This window comes from Methanocorpusculum sp. GPch4 (assembly GCF_012062385.1).
In the GTDB taxonomy this organism is placed as follows: domain Archaea; phylum Halobacteriota; class Methanomicrobia; order Methanomicrobiales; family Methanocorpusculaceae; genus Methanocorpusculum; species Methanocorpusculum parvum.
The window spans coordinates 1-1968 of sequence record NZ_SIJA01000020.1; the positions used below are offsets into that span (position 1 = coordinate 1).

General features: G+C 47.7%; 1 protein-coding gene. It reads right to left on the reverse strand.

Going from position 1 to position 1968, the window contains the following annotated elements; genetic code table 11:
* Positions 1-1797 (reverse strand): excinuclease ABC subunit UvrB (gene uvrB, locus EYA77_RS01825; protein ID WP_167815686.1); only part of this gene is annotated, 1797 nt, incomplete at its 3' end.
* Positions 1798-1968 lie beyond the last annotated feature (171 nt).

Sequence of the window (1968 nt, forward strand, 5' to 3'; positions counted from 1 at the left end):
CTCCTTGTTTAGCACGGATGACCGGGCTTTTATTATCTGTTGCGGCGTAATGCCGTGTTGTTCGTTGTATTTTATCTGCTTCTCCCGCCGGCGGTTAGTTTCATCGATAGTCGTTTGCATGCTGTCGGTTATTTTGTCGGCATAGAATATGACTTTCCCATTAACGTTTCGGGCGGCACGCCCCGCAGTTTGTGTCAGGGAACGATGCGACCGCAGAAAACCCTCCTTGTCGGCATCCAAGACAGCGACAAGTGAAACTTCGGGAAGATCCAATCCTTCGCGAAGCAGGTTGACCCCGATGAGCACATCAAAAATCCCGCTTCGGAGATCATCCATAATTTTCACGCGTTCGAGTGTTTCTACGTCGGAATGGATGTAGTTGCAACGTATATCGTGCTGCAAAAGGTAATCGGTCAGCTCTTCCGCCATGCGTTTGGTGAGTGTGGTTACGAGGACACGTTCGTTTTTTTCTACCCGCAGCTGAATCTCCTCCATCAAATCATCTACCTGGTTCAAACTCGGGCGCACATCAATGGGCGGGTCGAGTAATCCCGTCGGGCGGATCAGCTGGTCTACGACAATCCCTTCCGATTTTTCCAATTCATAATCGGCAGGAGTAGCGCTGACAAAAATGATTTCAGGCGTATGTGCTTCAAATTCCTCAAACGTAAGCGGGCGGTTATCTATGGCTGCAGGCAGGCGAAAACCGTATTCAACCAGGTTAAGCTTCCGCGAATGGTCACCGCCGTACATCGCCCGGATTTGAGGGATGGTCACGTGGCTTTCGTCGATAACGGTGAGGTAGTCTTCGGGAAAAAAGTCAAGCAGGCAGAAAGGCCGTGTTCCGGGCAAACGCCCGTCAAAATAGCGTGAATAATTCTCAATGCCCGAGCAATACCCAATCTCCTTGATCATTTCCACATCGTACGTAACACGTTCGTACAGGCGCTTGGCTTCAAGGGGTTTTCCGATAGACTGGAAAAACTCCACCTGTTTTCCCAGATCGATTTGGATTTCATCTATGGCGCGAAAAATCCGTTCTTTGGTAGTTACAAAAAGGTTGGCCGGAAAAATCCGGTAGGAGTTCAGGCGCTCGGTGGTCACTCCCGTGAGCGGGTCGACCGTTTCGATACTTTCTATTTCATCGCCCCAGAAGATTACGCGTACGATATAATCGTGGTATGCCAAAAAAACATCTACCGTATCCCCTTTCACGCGAAAATTTCCCCGGCTAAACTCGGCAGTTTCATCGCGCGAATACAAACTGTTTACAAGCAACCGCAAGAAATGATCCCGTTCCAGCAATTGTCCCTCGCTGATATCCACAGTCGTTTTGTTGAAATCCTCCGGATTTCCGATTCCGTAGAGGCAGGAGACCGACGAAACAACAATCACGTCGTTTCGTCCCGAGAGCAACGATGAAGTGGCTGCCAAACGCAATTTTTCAATTTCATCGTTAATGGACAGGTCTTTCTCAATGTAAGTGTCTGTAGTTGGAATATAAGCCTCGGGCTGGTAATAGTCGTAATAAGAGACGAAATACTCCACCGCATTATTCGGGAAAAAGCCTTTGAACTCACTGTACAGTTGTGCTGCCAGTGTCTTGTTGTGACTCAGCACCAACGTGGGTTTGTTCAATTGTGCTATCACGTTGGCAATGGTAAATGTTTTCCCCGAACCGGTAACTCCCAACAGTGTCTGATAAGGGATTTTCTGTCTGAGTCCCTCTATCAAAGCCTTTATGGCTTCCGGCTGATCGCCGGTAGGCCTGTATTCGGATGTAAGTTGGAAATGCATAGTCGTTATAAAACAACTTAATCCTCCATTTGTTTGATGCCGCTATATTTCTTACCGATCACTTCAGCCCGGATTGCTTGTCGCATCATGATCCTTTTTTACAATGTTTGGAAGCTCTAACCCAAAACCTTTTTTCTTGTCCAGTGCTTTTAGGTAGAAAGCCAGTAAAAG